The following is a 19,826-nucleotide window of genomic DNA, read 5'->3' on the forward strand; positions in this document are numbered from 1 at the left end:
GTCTACAACCCCTTGTTGAGATAAAGTCCGAGTCCTGCCAACAGCAGTCCTACAGCCCAGAATGTAATGACTACGCGCCATTCGGACCAGCCGGACAGCTCGAAATGATGATGAATCGGGCTCATTTTGAAAATACGCTTGCCACGTGTTTTAAAGGAAGCTACTTGCAAGACTACGGACAGCATTTCAATTACGAATACACCACCGATAATGAGGAACAAAATTTCGCTTTTCGTAACGATGGCAATGGCACCTATGGCGCCGCCGATTCCCAGCGAGCCTGTATCACCCATAAACACCTTGGCAGGATGAGCATTATATACGAGAAATCCGAGTACAGCGCCAATCATAGCCGCTGAGCATACTGCTGCCGGAAGCGAGGTTGCCTGAATCGCGACAATGGCATAAGCAGCAAAGGCAATGGCACTTGTACCGGATAGCAGCCCGTCCAGCCCATCCGTGAAATTGACAGCATTGCTAATCGCCAGCATCATGATAATGATGAACGGATAATAAAACCAGCCGCCCCAATCAAATGACCATGACGTTCCAGGGATGCCGATCGCAGTACTATGATCATTGCTAAGCAGAAGCCAGCACATGATCGCGCCAAACAATAATTGCCCAAACAGCTTTTGACGCGCCGTCAGACCTAACGAGCGTTTGAATACAATTTTGATATAGTCGTCCAAAAAGCCGATCAGCCCAAAACCGAGCGTAGCAACCAACAGAACGTAAAAGTCCGTATTTTTGATAGCTGAAAACTTAAGAAAGGTCAGCGTAAAAGCCACCAGAATCACGATACCGCCCATTGTAGGCGTACCTATCTTTTTAAGATGGCTTTGTGGCCCGTCATCCCGGACCTGCTGGCCGAATTTCATTCGCCGCAGCAGCGGAATGAGCAGTGGAGCGGCAATGACCGCCAGTATAAACGATACGACGATCGTCAGCAGTAATAATTGAATATCCATGGGAGTCTCCCTCTCGTCAACATCAGTTCTGTAGCGGACCGTTTTTCAGCGTATCCACAATTTCTTCTAGTCGCATCCCTCTGGATGCCTTAACCAGCACAATATCATTGGCGTGGAGATGAACCTGCAAATGCTGGATCAGCTCTTGCTTATCTGTATAAGGGTGCACGTTAGCAGTTGGCATCAACCCTTGCGCACCCTGCGCAATCGAAGTGCCTAACGCACCGTAGGTAAACAGTACCTCTACGTCGTGCTTTGCCGCGAAAATTCCAATCTCCTCATGGAATTGCTTTTCCTCAGGTCCCAGCTCCAGCATGTCACCAAGTACGGCGACTTTACGTCCGTCCGTTTTATACGCAGACAACGTCTGAATTGCGGCCTTCATTGAAGCCGGACTGGCATTATAAGCGTCGTTTAGCACGGTAAGTCCATTAGGACAGTTCACGACCTCAATGCGCATGCCCGTCAGTTTTAAAGACGACAACCCTTTACGTATATGGTCTGCATCGACATTGAAATGACGCGCTACCGCCAGTGCTGCCAAACCATTTACAACATTGTGCTGTCCAAGCAAGGGAAGCCGGAAAGCCTCTTTGCCAGATTGTGCTGTTATGAATAAGCTACCTTCTCCATCCGAAGTGATTTCAGTCGGATAGTCATCGTTGCCTGTAGCTAGCCCGAACGTAAACAATTTTAAACCTTCAGGCTTGACCGTTTCAGACTCCGCCAACACTTGTGAAAGCAGTGGTTCATCCCCATTGTAGATCAGCAAACCACCAGGCTTAAGGCCACTTGTAATCTCCAACTTTGCACGAGCGATTTCCGTTCGAGAACCAAGCTGCAGCAAGTGCGATTCGCCTATGTTCGTTATGATAGCTACATCTGGTTGAGCGATATTAGCCAGCAGACGAATCTCTCCACGCCCACTCATGCCCATCTCCAGAATGAGAATATCTGTATCCTGCGGCATGGAAAGTACAGTTAAAGGCAAACCGATATGATTGTTATAATTTCCTTCGGTTTTGTGTACTTTAAAAGTCGTGCCCAGCAGAGCGTTTACGATGTCTTTCGTTGTCGTCTTGCCGTTGCTTCCCGTGATCCCAACGACAGAAACGCCAATTTCGCGTAAGTATGCAGCTGCTAGATGCTGAAGGGCTTCTAACGTATCCTCTACCTCAATAGCGTTCTCAGCCGGAGGTGCTCCATGATCCTTTTGCCATAAAAATGCAGCTGCACCTGCCTCGCTTACGATCTGCCGCACATAATTATGTCCATCAAACCGTTCGCCCACGAGTGGAACAAACAATCCTTGGCTCTGCAGCCTGCGAGAATCTGTAAAAACGCCTTCGACCATCTGTTCGGCGTCCGCTTCTCCGTGAAGTGTTCCTCCACACATAGATGCAATCTGACCGATTGTTCTTTTCATCACTTGGATAAACCCCTTATCGCTTCTTTGGCTACGATGCGGTCATCGAATTCATGCACCGTTTTTCCGATCAACTGGTAAGTCTCATGACCTTTTCCCGCAATCAATACTACATCGTCAGGGCTTGCCATTTCAACAGCTTTATGAATTGCAGTTCTGCGATCCACGATCAATTCGTATCGTTCTGCGGGTACACCTTCGTCAATCAACCCTTGTTCGATGTCTTTCAAAATCACTTTTGGGTCCTCTGTTCGCGGATTATCGGAAGTAATAAACGAATGATCGCTGTAACGCGCAGCAATTTTCCCCATCAACGGACGTTTTGTACGATCCCGGTCACCGCCGCATCCAAATACACACCATACTTTACCGACCGCAAATTCCTTTACGGTGCGAAGGACATTTTCCAATCCGTCCGGTGTATGGGCATAATCTACAATAACAGCAAAGGGCTGACCCGCATCTACAGGCTCTACCCGCCCATCTACGCCTGCGATAGACTCTAGACTGCGCTTGATATCCACTAGCGAGATTCCTTCCAGTAAAGCAGCGGTAATGGCCGCCAGTGCGTTGTACACATTGAACTTGCCCACCATTCGAAGCTCAATATCGGTATCTCCTTTAAAAGTAGACACATGGAAGGAGGTTCCCTTGGAACCTATAGTGATACGAGATGCCTTCACATCAGACTCCTTTTCTACGCCGTATGTAATCACTTGGGCCGCAGTTTGAGCCTGCAAATAGGAAGATGCCGGATCGTCTGCATTCAGAACAGCATATTTGCTATCTGATGCATCCCGCGAGAAAGCATTTCCCAACCTAGAGAACAAAAGTCCTTTTGCAGCACGGTACTCCTCCATTGTGTTGTGGTAGTCCAGGTGGTCCTGCGTCAGGTTTGTAAATATAGCGGTGCGAAAATCAGTTCCTTTGACGCGGCCCTGCTCCAACGCATGTGAGGATACTTCCATGACACAGCATTGAACCCCCTGCTCTGCCATATTTCCGAGATAACGTTGCAGTTCCACCGCTTCGGGCGTAGTGCCAGACATTGGGTAAGACTGACCTCCGTAACGCATTTGAATCGTACCAATCAGTCCGGTATTCACCCCGGCATCCTTCATGATCTTTTCAATCAGATAAGTTATCGTTGTTTTACCGTTGGTTCCGGTTATGCCGATCATGCGCATGCGTCGGCTCGGTGAATCAAACATATAATCCGCCAAAACCGCCATGGCATGTCGTGCATCCTTAACTACAAGCTGCGGAACAGGTACATCCAGTTCCCGTTCAACGACCAAAGCTGCCGCCCCGGACGCAATTGCCTGCTCAGCATAGTCATGTCCGTCTACTGTAAAACCTGGCAAACATAGAAATAAATCTCCCTGTTGCACTCGACGTGAATCCGCCCCGATTCCTCGGCAATCCACTGTACCGTCACCCACCACACGGGAGACGGCCAGCAGTGAAGCCAATTGTTGAAGCTGCATCTTTCATTCCTCCATTGCTCTCTCGTTATTCATAGTATGGTATAAAATGAACCTATCAATCCCCCATGTAAATACGGATCGTTGATCCCCGCTCCAATCTGGAGCCCGGCTTCGGCGCCTGACTCACGACCGTCTTGCCTGACCCAGATTTCACGAGCATAAAGTTCATATTCATATCTTCGTACAAATCAGCTGCAGTAGCACCTACCAGATCAGGTACCGTTTCGATCGGATTTTCTCCATACTTGTACTCTTTGGCAATTTGATTGGTGCGAGGCGGTATTTTCAAGGCAATCAGTGCGTCCTTTAAAATATTTTGCACGATTGGCGCAGCAACCACCCCGCCGAATTGAATGCCCTTCGGGTTATCGACAGCGGTATAGACGACGATTTGCGGATCATCCGCCGGTGCAAAACCAATAAAGGATACAATATGCTCCGAGGAAGAATAACGCCCGTTAATCACCTTTTGTGCTGTCCCCGTTTTACCTCCCACCCGGTAGCCTTCAATGAAAGCAGGACGACCTGTACCTTTAGCAACGACGCTTTCCAGCGCTTCCCTTACCTGTCGGGAGGTTTCCTCTGAAATAACCCTACGTACCAGTTCTGGCTCTACTTTTTCCAGCACTTTTCCGGTTCCCGGCTGAACCCAACCTTTTGTAATGTGAGGCTTATAAAGATTACCGCCATTAATTGCCGCTGATACAGCCGTAACCTGCTGGATCGGAGTAACAGACACCCCTTGACCAAAAGCGGTTGTCGCCAGCTCTACAGGACCGACCTGAGGTAGTTTGAACAAAATACCGTTGCCCTCACCAATCATGTCGATCCCCGTTTTGCTGCCAAAGCCAAAATTGCGAATGTATTTGAACAGTGTTTCTTTACCTAATCGCTGCCCTAATGTTACAAAACCGGGGTTGCAAGAATTCTCCACCACTTGAAGGAAAGTTTGGCTTCCATGTCCGCCTTTCTTCCAGCAACGCAGTCGTGCTCCACCGACTTCAATATATCCCGGATCAAAAAAACGGTCATTTTTGAGATTGACCTTCTTTTCTTCCAAGGCAGCCGCCAGTGTAATAATTTTGAAAGTAGACCCAGGTTCATATGTCATCCAGATAGGCAGATTTCGATTATAGATTTCAGGCGCATATTGCTTGTATTGCGCTGGCTCATAGCTTGGTCGTCCAGCCATGCCTAATATTTCACCCGTCTTAGGGTTCATAGCTATAGACAATGCGGACTTCGCCTGAAATTTGACCATGGCTTGGTCAAGCTCCCGTTCCATAATGGACTGCACAGACTTATCAATGGTTAATTGTAAATTCAGTCCATCCTTCGGTTCAATGTATTTTTCAGAAGAACCAGGCATTAGACGACCACCTGCATCCGATAAATACGCAATGCTTCCGTCTATTCCCCGAAGCTTACTGTTTTGCTGCTTCTCTACGCCTGTCAGCCCTTGATTATCAATTCCTGTAAACCCAAGAATATGAGCCGCTAGATCACCATAAGGATAATAACGTTTGTTGTCTTCAGCAACAACGATACCCGGCAGCTTCAAATCACGAATTTGCTGCGCTTTCTCCATCGTAATTTTTCGTCCGCCGGGCTGAAGTTTTTGGCTTGCTGTTCGTTTGGTAATCAGCTTGAGTACTTTATCCTCACTCATATCCAGCAAGGGCGCTAGCCTGCGTGCCGTTTCTTCCGGCTTCTTAATTTGTACTGGTATCGCCATGACTGTCGGCGAACTGACATTATAGGTGAGCGCCGTACCCTGCCTATCCAAAATTTCGCCACGCTTGGCGGAAAATGGAATATTGCGGCGCCACGAATCCTCAGCCTTGGCCGAGAGCTCGCCTCCTTTACCCAATTGAACATAGGCGAGCCGGATCGACAAGGCTGCAAACAGTACAAATAATCCCATTAGCCCCCATACTAGCCTCCGCCGCATGGTCACGTTAGATTTTTTCAAACGCGCTCCCTCCGTTCCTCAAATACTCATGACATGTCTTACCTCATGAATATTCAAAAGAACGGACATTAGAACAAGCTATCAGTTATCCTCGCCTTTAATCGCAGCAGCACTTTCCTCATCTGCAACAGCAGATATTCCTCCCTTAGGAGCTTCCGAGTCTGTTCCAGCATCAGCAGTAGTACCGGAATCGGTTTTAGTATCGACCTCCGTTTTTGTTGCGCTGCCGGTCTGGTTAGCTGCAACTCCATTGGTCGAGTCCTGTGTTTCCTCCGGTTTCACTCCGGTCACCGTTTCTTTGGCCGGCTGAAGCGTCACGCTGACGATCCGCTTTCCATTTACCATTTGCGCCTTTTGAGAGACAACATAACCTTCGCCACTTACCTGCACACCAACCTTCATAAGGGTCAGAACTTGAAGTGTGTCACGCAACGAAACACCTGTAAAATCAGGAATAGTCATGTTGGCACTATCCTCAGTCAGCAAGTAAATGCGTTGTCCGGGTTTCATTTTGACGCCTGCTTCAGGATACTGGCGAACAATTTTGGAGCCTTTGCCTACCGTTTCATAGGCAATTCCCTGTTTGAGCAATGCATTTTGCGCATCCTTCTTCACCTGACCAGTTAATGTTGGTACCGTTGGCAAATTCACTGTTTTTACAACAGTGGCACCTGATTTATTCGTTTTAGTTCCCGTTTTTGGAACCCCCATATATTGCAACGATTGGGATACAATTTTTTTAAATACAGGTGCTGCTGCTGTACCGCCGCCTACCGATTTGTTAGGTTCGTCCATAACAACCAAAACAGCTATTTTCGGATCATTTACCGGTGCAAAACCTATAAAGGACACGACATCCTTCGAATGGTCATATACTTTTCCGACGACCTTCGTCGCTGTACCTGTTTTACCAGCTACACGATATCCGTCAATATAAGCAAGGCGTCCCGTACCAATTTCTTGGTCAGATACGACCTGCTCTAGATAGCTGCTTGTCTGGACTGCCGATTCCCGAGTAATCACTTGACGGACTTCCTTCGGTTGAATCGTCTGAACTTCGCCTGTATCTGGGTTGATGATTTCCTTCACCAGATGAGGCTGCATCAGCTTCCCCCCGTTAGCAATTGCCGAGATGGCAGCTACCTGCTGGATTGGCGTCACCTGAACACGTCCGTGTCCATATGAAGCGGTTGCGACCTCGGATTTGTACTGGGTATGGAACGTAATAGCCCCGGTAGACTCACTTGGAAGATCAATGCCCGTTTTCACGCCGAATCCAAAGTTATTAATATATTTCTTCAGTCTCTCGCCACCCAACTTATCCAAACCCAGATGGACGAAACCAACGTTACTTGAGCGCTTGACTCCCTGAAGATAGGTTAACGTTCCCCAGTTGCGGCTTACATCACGAATATCCCAGCCTCCGACCCGAATCATACCAGATTGGTAAGATTCATTTGGATTGAACACCTTTTCTTGAACCGCAGCTGCCAAGGTTACAATCTTAAACGTGGAGCCAGGCTCGTAGATAGATTGAGTAGCATTATTACGGAAATATTCCAAGGGTGTACTCCCATATGTATTGGGATTAAAATTTGGATAAGTTGCCATACCAAGAACATCCATCGTCTGGGGATCAGCAGCTACTACAGTCATCGTTTTCGGGTTGTATTTTGCAATAGCTTCCTGCATGGCATCCTCTATATAATACTGAATCGTATCGTCAATCGTCAGCTTTAAATTTTTACCATTTTGTGCCGGCTCATAGACACTTTCCGATCCTTGAAGAGGAACTCCCTTCCGATCCCGCTGATACAGAAGCTTTCCAGCCGTCCCCGAGAGCTCTTTATTATAATAAGCTTCCAATCCCATACCTGCTGTGCCATCTTTTCTTTGATAGCCAAGAACATGGGAAGCCAGCTTATTTTCCGGATAATAGCGTTTGGATTCTTGAACAGTGTCCACAGCTCCAATTACTTCATACTTATCCTTCAAATACTCTTTGAACGTATCCACTTGTGCCTTGATCTCAGGGTCTACCTTCCAGCCCCCATTACGAATCTCGCGATTTTTTAAGTAGTTCCCCTTTTTATCCTTTGCAGAAAGATGTCCTCTCAGCTCATCCTCAGGCGTTTTGAGTAACTGGTGCAGCTTAGCTACAACCTCATTCTCCAAATCATACTCCTGAATGATGCTAGGATTGACAACTACCGTATAAGCCGGTGCATCCGTAGCCAATACGTTTCCTTTACGGTCCGTAATGGTTCCACGCTTGGGCTGAATGACCTGATCTCTTTCTACTTGATTAACTACCAGGTTATGCCAGTACTCCCCGCTCACAACTTGAATCCAAAATACCTTAAGTAGCAGAACAAGAAAAAAGAGGGTAATACATCCCCCTATTAGCAGTGTGCGAAGCTTTATTCTTTTGACCATAGCTCAAACCTCTCTGCAAAAAAATGTACGTCAGAGCATAGCTTGATGCTATGCCCTTAACTATTTGGCAGCCTGCTTTTCCACACGAATGGGCTCTCTTGTTGGTTCGATATATCCCTGTTGCTTTGCAGTCGGCACGATCTGATTTTCCAGACGCTCCTTTTGCATCTTCAGTTGGGCGATATTGGTCTGTAATTTGGAAATGTCCTTGCTTGCCGTATTAATCGAATAATTGATTTGATAAATGTGAGCGTACCTGCTAATCAACATACCAGCAATGACAATGCACGCTACAAGTGTCAATAGATACAGCAGCTTTTCTCGAATCGGCAGCTCTCTGCGGCGTGTAACGACTTTGGTGGTCTCACGATACCGTTGTTGCTGAACCTGTTCCTGACGGGCTCTTTCTTTTACAGCCAAATTACCGCGTGTATAAGCCATGTCGCCTCTCCTTCTCCATTAAATTTACAATTTCTCGGCAACTCTCAGCTTCGCTGACCGGGACCGAGGATTAAGCTCCAGTTCCTGCTCTGACGCCACAATCGGCTTACGGTTCACCAGCTTCAGATCGCCTTCCATTTTGTCCTCCAAAATAGGCAAATCAGATGGATAGATGCTTTTCGCCAAATACTCCTTGAAAATATGCTTGCATATCCGATCCTCCAGAGAATGGAATGTAATGACCGAAATTCTGCCTCCTGGAGCCAGACATCTTACTGCCTGATGCAAAGTATCTTCCAGTGCACCCAACTCATCATTCACAGCAATCCGCAAAGCCTGGAAACTGCGTTTAGCCGGATGTCCCCCGGTTCTGCGTGCCGCAGCCGGAATTCCTTCTTTGATAATATCGACAAGTTCCCCAGTTGTGTGAATAGGCTTGTTCAATCGACGTTCAATCATGATCTTTGCGATCCGCCGTGAAAACTTCTCTTCTCCGTAATGAAACAAAATACGCGCAATCTCTGCTTCCGACCATTTATTGACAATTTCGTAAGCCGTAAGCGAGCTACTCTGATCCATCCGCATATCAAGCGGCGCATCATGATTGTAGCTAAATCCCCGTTCCCCCTCATCGAACTGGGGCGAGGACACACCCAGATCGAACAAAATACCCTGGACCTGCGGGACGCCGTCTTTCTCGGGCAATCCCAATTCGGTCAGCTTGTCCTGCAAGTGGCGGAAGTTGGATTTCACTAATGAAATCTTGCCTTCATAGGCTGACAGCTTCTCTCGCGCATTGTTCAATGCCCAGTCGTCCTGATCAAAGGCAATGAGCCTTCCCTCAGGGCCAAGCTGTGATGCAATGACGGAACTGTGTCCTGCCCCTCCCAACGTGCAGTCCACATAAATCCCGTCCTGCCTGATGTTTAGTGCCTGTGTTGCTTCTTCTTTGAGTACGGTAATGTGGTGAAACAAACGGCTGACCTCCTAAATTACAATTCAAAGTTGAAATCAACCAATTTCTCAGCAATGTCGTTAAATGCTTCTTCTGATTGGTTGAAATATTGCTCCCAAGTGTGCTTGCTCCAAATCTCTACACGGGTGGACACTCCCAATACGACGCACTCTTTAGTGAGCTTGGCGTATTCGCACAAATTCCCCGGTAAATTTACCCTGCCCTGTTTGTCCAATTCGCATTCAGTCGCCCCCGAGAAAAAAAAACGGGTAAACGCCCGCGCATCGGCCTTCATCAGAGGCAGTGCTTTAAGTTTTTTCTCCATGACAGCCCACTCATCCATGGGATACACGAAGAGGCATTGGTCCAACCCGCGGGTAACCACGAACGAGGCACCGAGAAGTTCACGAAACTTGGCCGGTACAGTAAGCCGACCCTTCTCATCAATGCTATGTTGGAACTCCCCCATAAACATTGGTTTCGTCACCCCTTACCCCATTCTCCCACTTTGGCCCACTTTCCACCACCTAAGCATAATAGATTCGCTTTAAAAAATCAAAGACCTCTTTTTCATTACCAAAAAGTGATAGAAGCCGGATCCATACCATTATGTCTGTTATTGTAGCCCCGCGTCACAAGATGCAAAAAAGCCCTTATCCCATGAAGCCGTCCCCCGACAATATGCATCAGGTTTCGAAACAACACGGAATAAAGGGCTTACTCTCTGTCCATTATGTCAACCCAAACAAATACTTGCATTAAAAACGCAACACTTTGCAGCGAAAATCGTGATGAGAAAATCCGATTACGCGTTCCAGCTGTCCAAATAGATCTTTTGTTCTTCAGTTAACGTGTCAATTTGGATTCCCAGACTATCAAGCTTGAATCGAGCTACCTGCTCATCAATTTCATAAGGTACATTAATAACGGCTTTGCCTAGCTCATTGTAACGATCATTCACATATTTCAAGCCAAGCGCCTGAAGCGCAAATGTCGTATCCATAATTTCCGCAGGATGTCCATCAGCAGCAGCCAGATTCACGAGGCGTCCTTCTGCCAGCAAATACATTTTACGTCCATCTTTAAAACGATATTCCTCGATATTGCGACGCACCGTACGAATGGATTCGGAACGTTTAGCAAGCTCAGGCTTACTAACCTCCACATCAAAATGCCCTGCGTTACACAGCACAGCTCCATCCTTCATCACATCAAAGTGTTCTCCTGTAATTACAGCCTTGTTTCCAGTTACTGTAATAAAGAAGTCGCCCAGTTTGGCAGCCTCTACCATCGGCAAGACATGGAAACCATCCATATGGGCTTCTACTGCCTTGATCGGATCAACTTCGGTTACAACAACGTTGGCTCCCAGCCCTTTCGCACGCATTGCAACTCCTTTGCCACACCAGCCATAACCTACCACAACCACTGTACTTCCTGCTACAACCAGATTAGTCGTACGAATAATGCCGTCGAAAGCTGACTGTCCTGTACCATAGCGGTTATCAAACAAATATTTGCAGTAAGCATCATTAACAGCGACCATCGGAAAGTGAAGTTGCCCTTCTTTTTCCAAAGCCTTCAAACGAATAATGCCAGTAGTTGTCTCCTCTGCTCCCCCACGGATCGTAGAAATCAGATCAGGCCGTTCGGATTGCAACAGAGTAACCAAGTCACCACCATCATCTATAATGAGATCCGGCTTTGTTTCCAGTGCCTTAATTTGCAAATTCTTGAATTCTTCTGGGTCTGGATTGTATTTAGCTAATACCGTAACGCCATCTTCAACTAATGCGGCACAAACATCATCTTGTGTAGACAATGGATTACTCCCCGTAATAGTTACCTGCGCTCCACCTGCTTGTACCACTTTAGCTAGGTAAGCCGTTTTGGCCTCCAAATGTAGACAGATGGTTACCTTCAGACCAGCAAAAGGTTGCTCTTGCTCGAATTGTTGACGAATACGGTTCAATACCGGCATATGGGCTTCTACCCAATCAATTTTCAAATGACCTTCAGGGGCCAATTTAAGATCGTGAACTATGCTATTTTGTAGAGAATGGGAAGTCATACTTTGTTTCCTCCTTCATATTGGTTGAATTTGCACCATGATAAATCCTATATAAAATAACAATCATACATAAATAACACGATGCGTACCTGTCAGATCCAATGGTACATTCATAATCGTATCAATCAAGCTGAGACCATGACGGTTTAGAAAATGATAGATCGTATACGCCCGCTCCTGCGGCTGTCCAAATGGAAAAAGCGACCATTCAATACGATCCCACTGGCGAAGTGCTGTTTCATTTTGCCGAAGCAACGCTTCCTGAACTTTTGCCTCCAGATAGGCGATCTGTGCCAGAATTTTCTCGCGGTTGGTTTCTCCGAGCTGTAGCAAACCTTTTTCAATCAAACCTGTCTGCTGCACAAGTGGTTCGTACATGCGGACAAAAGCTTCCTTAGCCCCGGAAAACTGATCCTGCATTCCAAGCTGATCTTGAGTGGCAATCCATTGCTTTTTCCGTTCCTCAAGTCCGTCTCTAACTTGACCAAAACTTAATTCATACTTAAGCATATGCTTCTCTACACCTGGCTCTACCAACGTAAAAGACATTCGTGGCAGCAGTATCGGCATCTGCATCTCCAACACCCCGAAAGCATCCCGTGTAATCGCCCAGTAAGCAATCTCTCCTAGACCCAGCACAGATGCCAGCACCGGAAACAGTGAATCCTGCATTAGAGGACGAGTTAGCACATTGTTACTAAAACGTTCGGGATGTCTATCTATCTCTTCGAGCAGTTCATCCACAGTAAACGCCACCAGACCGTGTCGATCCGTGAATAGTCCAGCTTTTTTGAAAAGCAACAGGCGTTCATCTTCATGGATATAAAAGAGATTCGCGCCACCTTCATGCACATCGGCTTGTAAATGATATCCATAATCTACGATCCGTGTGGCAGCCGTCCGATAAGCCTGCTCCAACTCATCATTGTGCTGAACCAGCCGCTTAAAAACGGATGCTTCCAGCTTGCGTAGCGAAGGATCTGCTGAATCCAAGAGTACTAATCCATAGGTGCCGAACAAAAGGCCCAGCAACTTGGCAAAGGCTTCACTCAGTCCATATGAATTCGTTATCCCGTTCTCAATCATGCGCATTATATCAGCCTTATGTTCTGAATCTGGCAAGCTTTGCTCTATATCCGCTATCGCTTGCTTCCATTCAAAAGCGTCAACTTTAATGGCACTAACCGAAGAACGGCGTTCAGGTTGCTTATTCAGCTTGATTTTGACGGCTTGTGGGTCATTTGCCATTACGTATGTATGATTGACCTCGTCCCAGTCATGATCTTCGCCAGCAATCCAGAAGATGGGAATAACCGGACGTCCAAGACGTTCCTCAGCTTCTCTCGCCGCCTTAATTAGGGTAGCAGCTTTGTAAATGACCAGCATCGGACCTGTGAACAGTCCGCTTTGCTGCCCACCAGCTACTACTAAGGCATCTGGACTTTCCAGACGGTCCAATGAAGCACGAACCGCCTCATACGAATTGTATTTCTCATTGTATATACGAAGACATGCTACGACATCCTTACGGTTTAATCGCAGATGCTCCGTCTTATCCAGCCACTTCGCCCGTTGGGCATAAGCATCGGCGTGCAGCACATTATATTCATACAAGTCGCTTGCGCGTCCTGTACCCTGTATATAATCTTCTGCCAAAGCCGACCCTCCGCGAAGCGTTTCCGGAATTATTTTCATGGGTCTGCCTCCTGTCTCCACCAAAACCTTACTGCTTGATTGTACCGAAAGCCTATGTCCACGTCAAAGCTTCCTACAAAAAAAACCGCCGAATAACTCGGCGGTTGGTGCATAAAACAAGATCAGGCGTAAGGCTCAGCTACAAAATGTCCTTTAGACACTTCAATGAGCGTGGCATTTTCCAGGTTATAAGCCCCTGTCTTACTGCCAGATGCATCATGAATCGGGCCTGCTTGGTCGCCTGGCATAATAATCCGTTTTTTGTTGGCTTCTACTTCTGGATCAGGAAGTGGGATCGCCGACAAAAGCATTTTCGTATAAGGATGGATCGGATTTGCATACAACTCAGCACTTTCTGCAAGCTCAACCATTCTACCCATATACATTACAGCTACCCGATCACTGATGTGCTTGACCATCGACAGATCATGCGCAATGAATAGGTATGTCAGACCCAAACGTTCTTGAAGCTCTTTTAACAGGTTGACAACCTGAGCCTGAATAGATACGTCAAGAGCTGAAATCGGCTCATCACAAATGATGAATTTAGGATTAACAGCCAGTGCACGTGCAATACCGATCCGTTGACGTTGACCACCAGAAAACTCATGCGGATAGCGTGTTGCATGGTCAGGGTTCAAACCAACCAGATCAAGTAACTCTTCAATCCGTTTCTTGCGTTCTGCACGGCTACCCGCCATATTGTGAATATCCAGTGCCTCCCCAATAATATCAGAAACGGTAAAACGCGGGTTCAATGATGCATACGGATCTTGAAAGATCATCTGCATATCACGGCGCATTGCTTTCATTTTACTTGGTGATAATTTGTAAATATCCGTACCGTTAAAACGTACGCTACCTGCTGTAGGTTCATACAAGCGCAAAATCGTACGACCCGCTGTAGACTTACCACAGCCGGATTCGCCAACCATACCCAGCGTTTCACCCTCGCGAATATAGAAATTCAGGTTGTCCACCGCTTTGAGCACACGGTTTTTGCCAACATTAAAATACTTTTTAAGACCTTCAACCTCAATTAAATTGTTGCTACTCACCATGATCTCACCTCCTATTTCTTCAACTTCGGATCAAGCGCATCACGCAAGCCGTCGCCAAAAAGGTTGAACGCAAGCATAATCAAACTGATCAAACCTGCTGGGAAAAGCATCCGCCACGGGTAATACATCCACCCGGTCAGAGCTGATTCAATCATTGAACCCAGCGATGCCTCCGGATTCGGTACCCCTAAACCGAGGAAGCTCAAGAAAGCTTCGGAAAAAATAGCGGTTGGAACGCTCAACGTCAATGTAACGATGATCGGACCTACTGCATTAGGCAAGAGGTGGCGGAAAAGCAAACGACCTGCTCCAGCACCCATGGAACGGGAAGCAAGTACAAACTCTCTGTTTTTGAGTTGCATCATTTCACCACGTACAATCCACGACATGTTAATCCACCCCGTTACACAGAGCGCAATAATAATTGTAGTGATACTTGGCTCCAGTACAACCAGCAACAGGATCGTAACAAGCAAGTAAGGAATGGAGTACAAGATTTCAGAAAATTTATTCATGATTTCATCAACGCGGCCACCAAAGTAACCCATAATTCCACCATAAATAACACCAATCAGCAAATCAATCAAAGCTGCAGCCAGACCTATCGTCAAGGAAATCCGTGCTCCCATCCATGTACGGACAAACATATCACGTCCAAGATCATCCGTACCGAACCAATGCTCCGCAGAAGGTGGCAGATTCGTGCTCAGTAAATCATTAGAGTAATAATTATAGGGTGACAATATCGGACCGATTAAAGAAAAAAGCACAATCAGAACTAAAACAATCAAGCTAGTCATTGCAACCTTGTTTTTACGAAGTCGTTCCCAAGCATCGCGCCAAGCAGATAAGCTTTCTCGCTGAATAACTTCAGACTGCTTTTCATCGACCCCTATTTTTCGGAAATCTTCCGGTTTTACCTGAAGTTTATCCAAATTCACAGCATTGTCTTTCACAGACATAAAGTTACCCCTCCTTCCCGCCGGACAGCTTAATCCGAGGATCAATAAACCCATACGCGACATCTGTAATAAAACGCGCTAACATAAGCAAAACACCGTAAAAAATCGTTATGCCCATAATCATGGTGTAATCACGGCTTGTGATACTTTCCACAAACACTTTACCAATACCGCCAATCCCGAAAATCCGTTCAATAACCACAGATCCGGTAATAATATTCGCTGTCATTGGACCAACGTAGGTAACAACTGGCAAAATAGCATTCCGCACAACGTGTTTGAACATGATCGTAATGGATTTCAAGCCTTTAGCTTTGGCCGTTTTGATATAATCTGCATGCAGTACTTCTATCATACTGGAACGCGTCAATCGTGCAATAAATGCAATTGGTTGAGCGGACAAAGCCGCCACAGGCAGAACGTAGTCCATTGGGCCCTCGAAGCCCATAACATTAAACAATTCCAACTTTTGGGCAAAAAAGAACTGAATTAATGATGCCAGAACGAAGCTGGGAACCGCAATACCCAGAATTGCCAATATCATCGCTACGGTATCAATGAGTCTACGATGGTATAAAGCCGCCAGCATACCTAGTAAAATACCGACAATAATGGAAACAATAATTGCGACCAGACCTAATTTTAGTGATACCATGAAGGTCTGTCCAATAATGTCGCTCACACTTTGATTCAATTTTTTCATAGAAATACCAAAATCACCCGTAACAATATCACCTAAGTATTTAAAATATTGTACATATACAGGCTTATCCAACCCATACTGTTCCATTAATCGGGCTTGAATCTCAGGAGACGTCGCTCTTTCGCTCATGAAAGGGTTACCTGGAATTGCCTTCATCAGAAAGAACGTCGCAGAGATCAGAATGAGCAAAGAAATAAGCATAAATATAAATTTACTGATCAAATAACGCGCCATCGCCCGTTTACACCTCCCATATTTTTCGACACCATTCGATTCTATAGAAATAGAGTTGGGTTGTCCAATCTACTTATATGCATGGTTAATTTAATCATTTTAAGAAGAACCCTCACACACAAAAAAAACGGGATATATATGGCAGTACCCACATATATATCCCGAAGTAACTCCTCAACTTCAGAATCAAGTATCAGCTACTTACTGTGTTATATAAGCTCTTGTAAAATCAATTGCACCACTAAAATCCAAGGCAACGCCTTTTACATTTGGTTTCGTCAAAGAAGTATTAGAGTAGTAATAAATCGGCAGTAAAACCATATCATCCTGAACAAGAAGCTTCTCTGCTTTCGCAAATATTTCCATGCGTTTTCCTGGATCAGTTTCTGTTCTAGCCGCTTTAATCAAACCATCATATTCAGGATTAGAATATCCAGAATTATTGTTGCCATTACCAGTTGTCCAGATATCCAGGAAAGTCATCGGATCATTAAAGTCAGCAGACCATCCACCACGTGCAATTTGGAAATTCAACTTGTTACGTGTTTGGATAAATACGCCCCACTCCTGGTTTTGCGTTTTCACGTCGATTCCCAGGCTTTTCTTCCACATATCTGCAACTGCCAAAGCAATTTTTTGGTGTCCTTCAGTAGAATTGTAGAGTAGAGTGATTGGAGGGAGTGAAGTTACCCCTTCTTCCTTCATACCTTCTTGAAGCAATTTCTTCGCTTCAGCTACATCTTCTTTGAAATAATCATCTTTATGTTCATTACGGTATTCCTGAGATAAACCTTTAATACCCGGAGGTACAAAGCCGTAAGCAGGAATTTCTCCACCCATCGTTACTCTATCAACAATCGGCTGACGTTGAATCGACATTGCAAATGCTTTACGAATTTTAAGATTATTGAACGGTTTTTCGGTGACGTTAAACAAATAGTAATAGGTGCTTGCTATACCTTTAGCCTGGAATTCGTTAGGCATTTCATTTTTCACAGCCATCATTTGGTCTGCAGGAATTTCGCCATTAGGTTTACCTGCATAATCAAGTTGTCCACTTCTGTAAGAAGCGAGTTCTGTTGCACCGCTGTTTACAAGGGACATTGTAATTTTCTTCAGTTTAATTTCGTCCTTACCCCAATAATTCTCGCTTTTGGAAACCTCGATCTTTTGACCTGTCTCCCAAGTCGACAATGTGAAAGGCCCGTTAGTGATCATGCTTTCTTTTTTAGTCGCCCATTTATCATTTCCTTGAACAGACGGATGCACCGGGTAATAGGTGTAGAAAGAAGTCAATCCCAGGAAGTAAGGTGTTGCATGTTCCAGTTCTACCTGCAATGTATGGTCGTCAACTGCTTTGACACCTACATCTTTGAAGTCCGTAACTTTAGTACCTTTAAAAGATTTGGAAGTGCTCAGGTTGTAACCCTCAGCATTTTTGATATAGTACAATTGGTAAGCATATGGAGGTGCAGGAGCCGTGGAAGGATCCAATACCCGTTGCCAAGCAAATACGAAGTCGCTTGCTTTGACTGGGTCGCCATTACTCCATTTTGCAGTATCGCGAAGCTTGAACGTATAGGTTTTGCCGTCATCGGAAATTTTCCAAGATTCAGCTACGCCAGGAATTTCTTTACCATCAGGGCCCATGCGAACAAGACCTTCATACATTGTTTTTAAAACAGTGTTTGCTTGAGTATCTTGAGCCTGTGCCGGATCGAACGTTGGCGGCTCGGATGCAAGGTTAATGCGCAAAATTTGCTTGTCGGCCGCAGCCGGCGTAGTCGAGGTGTTTTCTTGTGCGCCCTTACCATTGGTATCGTTCTTGCCGCCGCAACCTGCGAGCAGTGCGCCAACTGCAAGAATGAGTGTCAAAAGGACTAAAAAGCTTTTCCTTTTCATCTAGCGTTTTCCCCCTAGTTCTAAAGTGGTATATGTTTATAGATTATACAACCAGCGGTCAAAAAAATCTACATTACATTTCTTCAAATTGAGCTTTTTTTTCAAAAAAACATGATTAATTCATATTTTTTCACCTTTTCATGTCACCTTATATCACATGGCGTTGAATATATTCTTAAATATACCAACTACAGTCAACAAAATATACGCCAATGTCATCGCCATAAAAGTTAATCTCCAGACCGCTCTACATAATCTTTTACCATCAACCTTCCCTTTTATTCGATTTTGAGCTCCTCCAATTAAACCCAAAGCCAGTAATAGGAGCAGTAGAATCAAATAAAAACCGAATCGAGATGTAAAAATGACGTTAAAGAGTGCTGCGACGGAAAATATCAGAAAAAACGTGGTAATATCCATAGAAGTAAGTAACGATTTCTTTTTTTCCATTTTAAGAATGTAGCGACAAACCGCAAACACGATCAAAAACGGAAAAAAGGGAAGAATACTGAAAGTGATAATAGCACCTTGTATAAGACTCAACTGATCACCCCTCTTTTAGCCGCATGCCTTCAATTAATTGCCACAATAACTCATGAGTTGGTGCAGTAACTCCAGCCCGATCTGCCATCTGCACCAGTTGTCCGTTAATCGAAGCAACTTCCGTCATGGACTGTGCAAGTACATCAGCTAGCATGGACGAGTGATTCTCTGCCGTTGCCCGGCATACATTCATAATTTGCTCCCACCATGCGTTTTCCCAGTGGATACCATGAGCTTCATACACTTGAATGCCTTCATCGTACAGCCTGCGCATCATATGTATTCGAATAGGGTCCGAAAGCAGCTCGCCATTACGAACTCGCCATAACGCCGTCAGCGGATTGATCACAGCATTGATCAACAACTTGCGATACATACCGTTCTCGATTTCTTTCGACAAGCAAGCGTCAAATCCTGCTGCAACCAGCCGATTTAGCACACATTGATTAAAATTATTGTTCTTCGACTCCTCCTCTTCCTCCGAACATCCTATTTCAGTAACACCCGATCCTGCATGTACAATAGATGCTACCCCCTGCCTCTTGGCTCCTTCAGTCGTCACAGCAGGGTATACTACAGCTTTAGGCCAAGCCTTTCTAATGCGTTCTATATGGCCGATTCCATTCTGCAAGCAAACAATTCCTGTATTTCTATCCATTTGAGCTGCAGGCTGGATCTGTTCTAATACTTCCTCAATCGCCCCCTGTTTGGTCATAAGCATTATCCATCGTGCCGGAGCCTGTGAATTTAACCGTTGCCAATCTGCCAATGGCGCTACCTTCAATTTATTCCCGGACACATGTACTGCCGTCTGTCCCTCCTTATCAAACACAGTAATCCCTTCACGAGCAATGAAGCGTGCCTGCTCAAGTGTACGCGTCCACAGCCTTACTTTTGTACCTGAGGCAGACAACCTCCCGGCAAACAACAATCCCAGCGAACCCGCTCCAATAATATCAATCACCTT

Annotated in this window: 16 protein-coding genes; all 16 read right to left on the reverse strand. The window is 45.7% G+C overall.

Going from position 1 to position 19,826, the window contains the following annotated elements; genetic code table 11:
- Positions 1 to 2: 2 nt before the first annotated feature.
- On the reverse strand, positions 3 to 971 hold the full coding sequence (gene mraY, locus NLX78_RS09885; protein ID WP_013311092.1) for a phospho-N-acetylmuramoyl-pentapeptide-transferase: 969 nt from the start codon (positions 969 to 971) through the stop codon (positions 3 to 5).
- Between the two features lie 22 nt (positions 972 to 993).
- Positions 994 to 2,397, reverse strand: coding sequence for a UDP-N-acetylmuramoyl-tripeptide--D-alanyl-D-alanine ligase (locus tag NLX78_RS09890; protein ID WP_254350440.1), 1,404 nt, complete (start codon positions 2,395 to 2,397; stop codon positions 994 to 996).
- The gene (locus NLX78_RS09895; protein WP_254350274.1) at positions 2,397 to 3,884 is read right to left on the reverse strand and encodes a UDP-N-acetylmuramoyl-L-alanyl-D-glutamate--2,6-diaminopimelate ligase; all 1,488 of its coding nucleotides are present in this window, start codon (positions 3,882 to 3,884) and stop codon (positions 2,397 to 2,399) included. Before NLX78_RS09895 ends, NLX78_RS09890 begins: the two co-directional genes overlap by 1 nt.
- Positions 3,885 to 3,939: 55 nt before the next feature.
- Positions 3,940 to 5,856 carry a stage V sporulation protein D gene (locus NLX78_RS09900; protein ID WP_254350275.1) on the reverse strand — a complete coding sequence of 639 codons (1,917 nt, stop codon included), beginning with the start codon at positions 5,854 to 5,856 and terminating at the stop codon, positions 3,940 to 3,942.
- Between the two features lie 81 nt (positions 5,857 to 5,937).
- Positions 5,938 to 8,292 (reverse strand): penicillin-binding transpeptidase domain-containing protein, encoded by a 2,355-nt coding sequence (locus NLX78_RS09905; RefSeq protein WP_254350276.1) that lies wholly within the window; start codon positions 8,290 to 8,292, stop codon positions 5,938 to 5,940.
- A 60-nt stretch (positions 8,293 to 8,352) separates the two neighbouring features.
- Positions 8,353 to 8,733, reverse strand: coding sequence for a hypothetical protein (locus tag NLX78_RS09910; protein ID WP_061828519.1), 381 nt, complete (start codon positions 8,731 to 8,733; stop codon positions 8,353 to 8,355).
- Positions 8,734 to 8,757: 24 nt separating this feature from the next.
- On the reverse strand, positions 8,758 to 9,708 hold the full coding sequence (gene rsmH, locus NLX78_RS09915; protein WP_254350277.1) for a 16S rRNA (cytosine(1402)-N(4))-methyltransferase RsmH: 951 nt from the start codon (positions 9,706 to 9,708) through the stop codon (positions 8,758 to 8,760).
- Between the two features lie 17 nt (positions 9,709 to 9,725).
- Positions 9,726 to 10,163, reverse strand: a complete 438-nt coding sequence (mraZ, locus tag NLX78_RS09920) for a division/cell wall cluster transcriptional repressor MraZ (protein WP_013311099.1) — start codon at positions 10,161 to 10,163, stop codon at positions 9,726 to 9,728.
- Between the two features lie 330 nt (positions 10,164 to 10,493).
- Positions 10,494 to 11,759 carry an adenosylhomocysteinase gene (locus NLX78_RS09925; RefSeq protein WP_165178386.1) on the reverse strand — a complete coding sequence of 422 codons (1,266 nt, stop codon included), beginning with the start codon at positions 11,757 to 11,759 and terminating at the stop codon, positions 10,494 to 10,496.
- Positions 11,760 to 11,822: 63 nt separating this feature from the next.
- Positions 11,823 to 13,454: a bacillithiol biosynthesis cysteine-adding enzyme BshC gene (gene bshC / locus NLX78_RS09930; protein WP_254350278.1), complete on the reverse strand. Its 1,632-nt coding sequence runs from the start codon at positions 13,452 to 13,454 to the stop codon at positions 11,823 to 11,825.
- Between the two features lie 122 nt (positions 13,455 to 13,576).
- A complete protein-coding gene (locus NLX78_RS09935) occupies positions 13,577 to 14,515 on the reverse strand; it encodes an ABC transporter ATP-binding protein (RefSeq protein WP_013311102.1) in 939 nt (312 codons plus the stop codon).
- Positions 14,516 to 14,526: 11 nt separating this feature from the next.
- Positions 14,527 to 15,477, reverse strand: a complete 951-nt coding sequence (locus tag NLX78_RS09940) for an ABC transporter permease (protein ID WP_254330555.1) — start codon at positions 15,475 to 15,477, stop codon at positions 14,527 to 14,529.
- A 4-nt stretch (positions 15,478 to 15,481) separates the two neighbouring features.
- On the reverse strand, positions 15,482 to 16,414 hold the full coding sequence (locus NLX78_RS09945; RefSeq protein WP_254350279.1) for an ABC transporter permease: 933 nt from the start codon (positions 16,412 to 16,414) through the stop codon (positions 15,482 to 15,484).
- A gap of 201 nt (positions 16,415 to 16,615) precedes the next feature.
- Positions 16,616 to 18,316 carry a peptide ABC transporter substrate-binding protein gene (locus tag NLX78_RS09950; RefSeq protein ID WP_254350280.1) on the reverse strand — a complete coding sequence of 567 codons (1,701 nt, stop codon included), beginning with the start codon at positions 18,314 to 18,316 and terminating at the stop codon, positions 16,616 to 16,618.
- A gap of 153 nt (positions 18,317 to 18,469) precedes the next feature.
- A complete protein-coding gene (locus NLX78_RS09955; RefSeq protein ID WP_254350281.1) occupies positions 18,470 to 18,859 on the reverse strand; it encodes a DUF3397 domain-containing protein in 390 nt (129 codons plus the stop codon).
- 4 nt (positions 18,860 to 18,863) lie between these two features.
- Complete coding sequence (locus tag NLX78_RS09960) at positions 18,864 to 19,823, reverse strand: ketopantoate reductase family protein (protein ID WP_254350282.1); 960 nt, start codon at positions 19,821 to 19,823, stop codon at positions 18,864 to 18,866.
- Between the last annotated feature and the right edge of the window lie 3 nt (positions 19,824 to 19,826).

This window comes from Paenibacillus sp. Lou8.1 (genome assembly GCF_024213565.1).
GTDB lineage: Bacteria > Bacillota > Bacilli > Paenibacillales > Paenibacillaceae > Paenibacillus > Paenibacillus polymyxa_B.

Bases quoted from the DNA above. Each gene is read 5' to 3' on its own strand.
- mraY (WP_013311092.1), bottom strand. From the start codon at position 971: ATGGATATTCAATTATTACTGCTGACGATCGTCGTATCGTTTATACTG.
- NLX78_RS09890 (WP_254350440.1), bottom strand. From the start codon at position 2,397: ATGAAAAGAACAATCGGTCAGATTGCATCTATGTGTGGAGGAACACTT.
- NLX78_RS09895 (WP_254350274.1), bottom strand. From the start codon at position 3,884: ATGCAGCTTCAACAATTGGCTTCACTGCTGGCCGTCTCCCGTGTGGTG.
- NLX78_RS09905 (WP_254350276.1), bottom strand. From the start codon at position 8,292: ATGGTCAAAAGAATAAAGCTTCGCACACTGCTAATAGGGGGATGTATT.
- NLX78_RS09910 (WP_061828519.1), bottom strand. From the start codon at position 8,733: ATGGCTTATACACGCGGTAATTTGGCTGTAAAAGAAAGAGCCCGTCAG.
- mraZ (WP_013311099.1), bottom strand. From the start codon at position 10,163: ATGTTTATGGGGGAGTTCCAACATAGCATTGATGAGAAGGGTCGGCTT.
- NLX78_RS09925 (WP_165178386.1), bottom strand. From the start codon at position 11,759: ATGACTTCCCATTCTCTACAAAATAGCATAGTTCACGATCTTAAATTG.
- bshC (WP_254350278.1), bottom strand. From the start codon at position 13,454: ATGAAAATAATTCCGGAAACGCTTCGCGGAGGGTCGGCTTTGGCAGAA.
- NLX78_RS09935 (WP_013311102.1), bottom strand. From the start codon at position 14,515: ATGGTGAGTAGCAACAATTTAATTGAGGTTGAAGGTCTTAAAAAGTAT.
- NLX78_RS09940 (WP_254330555.1), bottom strand. From the start codon at position 15,477: ATGTCTGTGAAAGACAATGCTGTGAATTTGGATAAACTTCAGGTAAAA.
- NLX78_RS09945 (WP_254350279.1), bottom strand. From the start codon at position 16,414: ATGGCGCGTTATTTGATCAGTAAATTTATATTTATGCTTATTTCTTTG.
- NLX78_RS09950 (WP_254350280.1), bottom strand. From the start codon at position 18,316: ATGAAAAGGAAAAGCTTTTTAGTCCTTTTGACACTCATTCTTGCAGTT.